9 protein-coding genes are annotated in these 8,141 nt (G+C 66.5%); all 9 read right to left on the minus strand.

Annotation, left to right across the window (positions count from 1 at the left end):
• Positions 1-181 precede the first annotated feature (181 nt).
• Complete coding sequence (locus BM436_RS35295) at positions 182-574, minus strand: VOC family protein (protein ID WP_093561602.1); 393 nt, start codon at positions 572-574, stop codon at positions 182-184.
• A gap of 48 nt (positions 575-622) precedes the next feature.
• The gene (locus tag BM436_RS35300) at positions 623-1,087 is read right to left on the minus strand and encodes a cache domain-containing protein (RefSeq protein ID WP_177307824.1); all 465 of its coding nucleotides are present in this window, start codon (positions 1,085-1,087) and stop codon (positions 623-625) included.
• A gap of 68 nt (positions 1,088-1,155) precedes the next feature.
• On the minus strand, positions 1,156-1,932 hold the full coding sequence (locus BM436_RS35305) for an SDR family NAD(P)-dependent oxidoreductase (RefSeq protein ID WP_093561604.1): 777 nt from the start codon (positions 1,930-1,932) through the stop codon (positions 1,156-1,158).
• Positions 1,929-2,843, minus strand: a complete 915-nt coding sequence (mmsB, locus tag BM436_RS35310; RefSeq protein ID WP_093561605.1) for a 3-hydroxyisobutyrate dehydrogenase — start codon at positions 2,841-2,843, stop codon at positions 1,929-1,931. The genes BM436_RS35305 and mmsB overlap by 4 nt, the downstream gene beginning before the upstream one ends.
• Complete coding sequence (locus tag BM436_RS35315) at positions 2,840-4,021, minus strand: enoyl-CoA hydratase/isomerase family protein (protein ID WP_093561606.1); 1,182 nt, start codon at positions 4,019-4,021, stop codon at positions 2,840-2,842. The genes mmsB and BM436_RS35315 overlap by 4 nt, the downstream gene beginning before the upstream one ends.
• Positions 4,006-4,788: an enoyl-CoA hydratase gene (locus BM436_RS35320; RefSeq protein WP_093561607.1), complete on the minus strand. Its 783-nt coding sequence runs from the start codon at positions 4,786-4,788 to the stop codon at positions 4,006-4,008. The genes BM436_RS35315 and BM436_RS35320 overlap by 16 nt, the downstream gene beginning before the upstream one ends.
• Positions 4,785-5,945 carry an acyl-CoA dehydrogenase family protein gene (locus BM436_RS35325; RefSeq protein ID WP_093561608.1) on the minus strand — a complete coding sequence of 387 codons (1,161 nt, stop codon included), beginning with the start codon at positions 5,943-5,945 and terminating at the stop codon, positions 4,785-4,787. Before BM436_RS35325 ends, BM436_RS35320 begins: the two co-directional genes overlap by 4 nt.
• A 14-nt stretch (positions 5,946-5,959) precedes the next feature.
• Positions 5,960-7,471, minus strand: a complete 1,512-nt coding sequence (locus BM436_RS35330; RefSeq protein ID WP_093561609.1) for a CoA-acylating methylmalonate-semialdehyde dehydrogenase — start codon at positions 7,469-7,471, stop codon at positions 5,960-5,962.
• A 106-nt stretch (positions 7,472-7,577) separates the two neighbouring features.
• Entirely contained in the window at positions 7,578-7,772 is a 195-nt protein-coding gene (locus BM436_RS35335; RefSeq protein WP_093561610.1) for a hypothetical protein, read from the minus strand.
• Between the last annotated feature and the right edge of the window lie 369 nt (positions 7,773-8,141).

The following is an 8,141-nucleotide window of genomic DNA, read 5'->3' on the forward strand; positions in this document are numbered from 1 at the left end:
ACTGTTCCTGATGTATGGCCAGGGCCACCTCGACCCGGAGCAGAACTGCGACGAGCTCGAGAAGTTCGCCCGCCTGGTGGCGCCGCGCTTCTCCAACAAGGACAGCGAAGGCACATTGGTTTGAAGAGCGGCATCGATTGAGAATACCTGGCCGAGGGCCAGGTTGGATGCCAGTGAAGGGTTATTCGACCCGGTGAACCGCGCAGAGCTTGTTGCCGTCCGGATCACGCACATAGGCGACAAAAAACGTCCCCAATACGCCGTCGCGCAGACCCGGCGGGTTTTCAATCGACTCGCCGCCAAACACAATCGCCGTGTCGTGAAACAGGTTTACTTGCTCGGGCGAAGCGCAATTGAAGGCGATGGTGCCCCCGTTCGCGAACGTCGCCGCTTTGCCATCGAGCGGCTCGGTGACACTGAAAATATTTCCATCATGTTGATAGAAGAGCCGGGTGGGACCAGCCCCCTCCTTGTTGCGCAAGGGCGCGCCCGCCCCGAGCGTTCCCAATACGGCGTCATAAAACCGCTTCGAGCGCTCGATCTCATTCGAACCAACCATCACGTGGCTAAACATGCTGTCTCCTTGGTGCCCGGGAAGTCTCCCGGGCAAAATGTACATTCCCTACCTGAATGCCCCGCAGCCGATCACCAGGTCATCCACCCGCTGGACATAGTTGGATCTTTTTTCAATGACATCGTTTTTCAGCCGGTTGGGGAATTTGAAGTCAACCCATCCGCTACCCTTGCCGGTCGCGGTCGAGATCATGTCCCGCACATAATATTTGCCGTCGATGTCGCGCACATCGAAGACATTCATGCCGACGGACCTGCGCACCGAATCGCTACCCGCCGCCAGCGTTGTGCCCTTGAGGTCAAGGACGAACACGTACAGGTCGCGATCGACGAACATGCCCTTGGGATTGTTGATCTCCGCCAGCGCCTTCGTCCTGTCGGCGCTTTTCAGATAGGCCGACGCCTTCTTGACCAGCGCCTCGGCCTCCTGGGTCGTGCCCATGTCCGCGGCGAACAAGGGTCCGGCGGCAACCGCCATACTCGCGGCCGCAAACATTTTCAACATGGTTTTCATGATCCTGGCCTTCAAAAATGCAGTGGAAAAACCGCTTCGAACAAAGCGCAGCGGGATCCATGCTTCCATCAACGCACAGAAACCAGTCCGCCATCGACCGGGAACATCTGCCCAGTGATGAAACGCGAATCGTCGCTGGCGAGGAACACCATGACCGGCGCCAGGTCGCGGGCACAGTCGCCGAACCGTCCGCCGAGCGGGATCGCCGTTTTCGTCTCCGCGTCGTGCGCCGCCAGCGCTTCCGGGGAAAGGGCATTGCGGAAGCTCTCATACATGGGCGTCACCATATAGGGTAGGACCGCGTTGACACGCACCCCGTCCGGCCCCCACTGGCGCGCCACGTTGCGCGTCCACGTGTGCACGGCGGCTTTGGTGGCCGCGTACAGCGCGTTGTTCAGCTCGCCGGTCAGTCCCGACTCCGAGCCGAAATTAATGATGTTGCCCGCCCCGTTGGCCGCCATCAGCCGGTGCGCCACGCCGTTGGTGTGCATGGTGCCGCGCACATTGATGTTGAACAGCATGTCGTACAGGGCGTCGTCGATCCGGTCCGGGTCGCAGTGGCGGTGCACGCCCGCCGCATTGATCAGCACATCCAATCCGCCCATGGCCTCGGCGGCCCTGGCGAACACCCGCTCCACCTCGGCGCGCGCGCTGACATCGCAGTGCGCGTACGCGGCGTAGCCGGCGCCTTTGCCTACGACATCGGCCACCACCGCCTCGCCGAGTGTGTCGTTGACGTCCATCGACGTCACTGAAGCACCTTCCGCGACACACGCGCGCACCACCGACGCGCCGATGCCTTGCGCGCCGCCCGTAATAATGATTCGCTTGCCGGCCAGTCTCATTGCGGTCCCCCGCCAGCAGCCGCACTGCGCTTATTGAGCAGCTGCACGATGCTGGAGAAATCGAGCGCGCCGGCGCCCGCTCCGCTATGCAGCGCATACAGGTTGCGCGCCAGTTCGCCCAGCGGGATCGGCGATTTCGCGCCCATCGCCGCCTCGGCCGCCAGACCGAGGTCCTTGAGCATCAGGTCGAGGCCGAAGCCGCCGCTGTAGCCGCGCGACGCGGGCACGTTGTCCATCACGCCCGGCACCGGGTTGTACACTTCGAGCGCCCAGTTGCGGCCCGAGCTCTTGCACATGATGTCGGACAGCACGCGCGGATCCAGGCCGTTGGCCATGCCCAGCGCCAGCGCCTCGGCGGTGCCGGCCATCAGTATCCCGAGCAGCATGTTGTTGCAGATCTTGGCGGTTTGCCCGGCGCCATGCTCGCCCGCGTGGAAGAGGTTCTTGCCCATGGCAAGCAGAACCGGCCGCGCGCGCTCCAGCGCGTCGGCCGGGCCGCCCACCATGAAGGTCAGGGTGCCGGCGATGGCGCCGCCGGTGCCGCCCGACACCGGCGCGTCCAGCATCGCCAGGCCCGCCTCGCCGGCCGCCTTGGCGACCGCGACGGCCGACCGCGTGGCGATGGTGCTGCACTCGAGGATCAGCGCGCCCGGCCGGATGCGTCCGATCACGCCGTCGCGGCCCAGGTACAGGCTTTCCACATGGCGGCTGGCCGGCAGCATGGAAACGACGACGTCGGCGTCCGAGACCGCCGCGATGGCGTTGGTGGCCACGCCGGCGCCGGCGTCGGCCAGCGTTTTCAGCGCCGCCGGCGACAGGTCGAACACGCTCAGCGTGTGGCCGGCCTTGAGCAGGTTCAAGGCCATCGGCCCGCCCATGTTGCCCAGGCCGATGAAAGCGATATGACTCATGTGGTTCTCCTGTTTTGGTGATGCAGGTTTGCCAGCGGGTGCGCCAATGGCGCCCACGGGCTATCCAGAAAATGGTCGGTGGCGCTGGCGGGTCGCCATGCCGGTTGCATATCCTTGTCGATCAGCAGCGCGCGGATGCCCTCGGCGAAATCGCCATGGGCCGCGCAATGCAGCGCCACGCCGTACTCCATGCGGAACACATCGGCCAGCGACAAATACGGCGCGCGCTCGAGCAGGCGCCAAGCCAGCGACAGCGAACCGGGAGCGCCCCGCGCCGGCGCCGCGACGGCCTTCGCCAGCCAGGCGTCGTCGGTCCGGCACTCGGCGAAAGCGGCCAGCACCCGCTCCAGGGTGTCGTGCCCGCACAGGCCGCCGATCAACTCCTGGTGCCGGCGCAGCGGACCCGCCGCGGGCGGGACGGCCTGCGCTTGCTCGGCGTCACGCAGGACGGCGCCCAGCAGCCTGTCGTTGGCGGCGCCGTCGTCGCCCCACGGCTGGCGTTGAAGGGATTCGATCACGCGCGGCTGGTCGGCATGCGCCAACACCCGGTCGGCCAGCCCGACATGGCGCGCATCGGCCGCGTTGACGGCCGCGCCGGTCAGCGCCAGGAACAGGCCGAGCCCGCCGGGCATGCGGCTCAGGAACCAGGAGCCGCCGACGTCGGGGAACAGGCCGATACCGATCTCCGGCATCGCCAGGCGCGTCTTCTCGGTGGCGACCCGGTGGCGCGCGCCCGCCATCAGCCCGATGCCGCCGCCCATCACGATGCCATGACCCCAGCACAGAATCGGCTTCGGATACGTATGGATCTGATAATCCAGCCGGTACTCGCGGCCGAAAAAATCATTGGCGTAGCCGTTGCCGAGCACATCGCCGCGCCGCGCGGAATCGCGGTGGGCGAGCATGCTGGCGTAAAGCTCTTGCAGGTCGCCGCCGGCGCAAAAGGCCTTGTCGCCGGCGCCCCGCATCAGCACCATGGCGACGCGCTCGTCGCCGGCCCACGCGGACAGTTGGGCCGACAGCAGGTCGATCATCGCCAGCGACAGCGCGTTCAGCGTCTTTTCGCTGTTCAGGGTGAGCACGCCGATCAGGCGGCCATTGTCCGCCCGCAAGGTGTGGGCCAGCACCGGCGCGCCCGATCGCGGATCGGACCGCGCCTCCATCACCGGTTCTTCCATTGCGCCGGACGCTTGGCGAGGAAGGCGGCGACGCCTTCCTTTTGATCCTCGGTGTCGAACAGGTCGAGGAATAGTTCGCGTTCCACCGGCAGCCAGCTGGCCGGCGCCTGCGAGCGCGCGCCCTGGATCAGGCGTTTGCAGGCGGCCACGCTGGACGGGCTCTGCTTGCCCACCTTGGCCGCCAGCGCCAGCGCGGCGGCCTTGGCCTGGCCCGTGGCCACCACGCTCTCGACCAAGCCGATGCGCAAGGCGGTCGACGCGTCCACCCGCTCGCCGCACAGTATCATGCGCTTGGCCCAGCCTTCGCCCACCAGCATCGGCAGGTTCTGGGTGCCGCCGGCGCAGGGCAGCAGGCCCACCGCCGCCTCCGGCAGCGCGAGCTGCGCGTGCTCCTCGGCGATGCGGAGGTCGCAGGCCAACGCGCATTCCAGGCCGCCGCCCATCGCATACCCGTTCAGCGCCGCGATCGACACGCCGCGGAATCGCGACAGGGCCTCCATCGCCTCGCCGAAGCTGCGCGCCATCTCGCGCGCTGCCGCCTTGTCGCCGCCGGCGAAGACGTTCAGGTCCGCGCCGGCCGAGAAGAACTTGCCGCCCTGGCCGGTCACCACCAGGCTGTAGACTTCGCGGTTGTCGTTCAGGTCCGCGACCAGCCGCGTCAGCGCCACCAGGCCGGCGCGGGTCCAGGTGTTGGCCGGCGGATTGGCCAGGGTGACGACGGCGATGTTGCCGACGAATTCGAGTTCCAGGTTGGTGTAGCCGCTCATCTGATTTCCTCCGTGTTCGTTGGTTCAAGCAAGTGGCGCGCGACGATCACGCGCATGATTTCATTGGTCCCTTCCAGAATCTGGTGCACCCGCGCGTCGCGCAGATAGCGCTCCAGCGGGTACTCGCGGATGTAGCCGTTGCCGCCGTGGATCTGCAAGGCCTGGTCGCAGACCTTGAAACCGGTGTCCGTGGCGACGCGCTTGGCCATCGCGCAATACACCGACGCGTTGGCCCCGCCCGCGTCCAGCTTGGCGGCGGCCAGGCGCACCATCTGGCGCGCCGCCACCAGTTCGGTCTGCATGTCGGCCAGCTCGAACTGCAGGTGCTGGAAGGCCGACAGGTGGTTGCCGAACTGGCGACGCTCGCCCATGTAGCGGCGCGCCGCGTCCAGCGCGGCCTGGGCCGCGCCCACCGAGCAGGTGGCGATGTTGATGCGCCCGCCATCGAGCCCCTTCATCGCGATGCGGAAGCCCTCGCCCTCCGCCCCCAGCAGGTGGTCGGCCGGAACGCGCACATTGTCCAAGCTGACCACGCGCGTGGGCTGGCTGTTCCAGCCCATCTTGACCTCCTTGCGGCCGTAGGTGACGCCATCCGTGTCGGCCGGAACGGCGAAGGCGCTGATGCCCTTCGGTCCGGGGCCGCCGGTGCGCGCCATCACGATCAGCAGATCGGTCGCGCCGGCGCCCGAGATGAAGGCCTTGGCGCCGTCCAGATGGTAGTAGCCGTCCTTCAGCACGGCGCGCGTGGTGAGCGAACCCGCGTCCGAGCCGGCGCCCGGCTCGGTCAGGCAGTAGGATCCGAGCCGCTCGCCGCTGGCCAGCCGCGACGCCCAGCGTTCGCGCACCGCCGGTCCGGCCCAGGTGGCCAGCATCCAGCTGACCATGTTGTGGATGGTGATATAGGCGGCCGTCGACGGGCAGGCCGCGGCCAGCTCCTCGAACACGATGGCCGCGTCCAGCCGCGACAAGCCCAGCCCGCCCACGTCCTGCGGCGTGTACATGCCGCAAAAGCCCAGCTCACCCGCCTTGCGGATGGTCTCGACGGGGAACACGCATTCGGCGTCCCATTCCGCCGCCAGCGGCGCCATCTCGCCGGCGGCGAAGTCGCGCGCCGCCCGCTGGAAGGCGCCCTGCTCTTCCGAGAGTTCGAAGTCCATTGTGGCCCGCGCCCTTACTTCAGGGAGATGGTGGTGTTGACCGGGCCGGCCACGCTGCTGTCGTCGAACCAGCGCGCGGTGATGGTCTTGGTCTGGGTGTAGAACAGGATCACCTGCTTGCCATACGGTCCCAGGTCGCCCAGCTTGGACGCGCCCGAGCCGGTGAAGGAGAACAGCGGCACCGGCACGGGGATCGGCACGTTGATGCCGATCTGGCCAGCGTCGACCTCCTCCTGGAATTTGCGCGCGGCGGCGCCGGACTGGGTGAAGATGGCGGTGCCGTTGCCGTTCGGGTTGGCGTTGAGGAAGGCGATCGCCTCGTCCAGCGTGGCCGCCGGCACCAGGCACAGCACCGGCCCGAAGATTTCCTGGTCGTAGATCGCCATGCCGGGCTTGACGCCGGAGAAGATGGTGGGGCCGACGAAGTTGCCACCGGCATAGCCTGGGACGTCGGGCTGGCGGCCGTCCAGTTCCAGCTTGGCGCCGCTGGCGACGCCGCTGGCGATGAAGCTTTCCACGCGTTCCTTGGCGGCGCAGGAGATCAGCGGGCCGATGTCGGTGCCCGGCTCGACGCCGCCGCTGATCTTCAGCGCGCGCGCCTTTTCCACCAGTTCCGGAATCCAGTCGTTGGCCTCGCCCACCAGCACCGTCACCGGCAGCGCCATGCAGCGCTGGCCGGCCGCGCCGAAGGCGGCGCCCAGCAGATTGTTCAAGGCCTGCTGCTTGTTCGCGTCCGGCAGCACGATGGCGTGGTTCTTGGCGCCCATCATGCACTGCACGCGTTTGCCGGTCTGCGAGGCGCGGTGGTAGACGTGGGTGCCGACCTTGGTCGAGCCGACGAAGGAGACGGCCTTGATGTCGGGGTGGTCGCAGATCGCGTTCACCACGTGCTCTCCCCCGTGAACCACATTCAGCACGCCGGGCGGAATGCCGGCCTGCAGCGCCAGCTCCACCAGGCGCATGGTCACCATCGGATCCTGCTCCGAGGGTTTCAGCACGAAGGTGTTGCCGCAGGCGATGGCCATCGGGAACATCCACAGCGGGATCATGGCGGGGAAATTGAACGGGGTGATGCCGGCGCACACGCCGATCGGCTGCTGCAGCGTGTAGGTGTCGACGCCCGACGCGACGTTGTTGGCGATCTCGCCCATCTGCAGACTGCCGATGTTGGCGGCGTGCTCCACCACTTCCAGGCCGCGGAAGATGTCGCCTTCGGCGTCGGCCAGGGTCTTGCCCTGCTCGGCGGTCAACAGCGCCGCCAGCTCCTTCATGTTTTCGCGTATCAGCTGCTGGTACTTCAGGAAGATGCGGGCGCGCGCGCCGATCGGCGTCTTGCGCCAGGTCTTGAAAGCGCTTTTGGCGGCGGCGACGGCGGCCGCGATTTCCTGCGCCGTGGCCAGCGGCACGCGCGCCAGGACCTCCTGCGTGGCGGGGTTGACGACGTCGCGCCATTCGGTGGTCGACGATTCCACGAACTCGCCGTTGATCAGCAGCTTCACGGTGGGGGATGCCTTGCTAGTACTCATGAATATTCCTCGTAGAGTGGTGCTATGGATAGAAGTTGCGGCACGTGGTGCCGTCGTTGAATTAGCCTGAAAGCAGGGGAGGAAACACCGGCGCTCGGCCTTGGATTCAGGGCGCGAGCGCTGCCGGGCCGCCGCCTTGGGCATGGGCGTTGCGCTCAGCCATGCCGGCGCCGTCGTCCATCCAGGCCTGCTGCAGCTGGCGCCGCAATTGCTCGGCGTCGGGCAATGGATCGCGCGCCATCCAGCGTTGGCGCATCCAGTTCCTGATCTGTTCCTTGTTGGGGCGATTGAATCGGTCCATGTCGGCGTCTCCTTCCCATTTCCGTATTTTTATGGTGCGCCAGTCCACGCAGCTTGTCAACGTAAATGTTGACTATGAAAACACGACACCGGGACGCCTCTGGGACGGGCCGGATTTCTTACAACATAGTCGTTGATAAACAACACCGGTCCGCGTCTGAATTATCGTCGGCCGCCTTTATTTCATGGACCGGCTTCGCAAGGCGCCCATCACAAATCAACATACATGTTGACAGGAAATCCAACTTGAAGCATTCTGGGTTCAGGACAAATCACCAAAGGAGAAATCATGAAATTCAACCTCATGCAAACGGGGGTGATCGGCCGGCGCCACGAGCTGGAGGCCGGCATGGCCGGTCAACGCCCGGAG

The sequence above is a fragment of the Pseudoduganella namucuonensis genome, from assembly GCF_900116645.1.
Classification (GTDB): Bacteria; Pseudomonadota; Gammaproteobacteria; order Burkholderiales; family Burkholderiaceae_D; genus Rugamonas; species Rugamonas namucuonensis.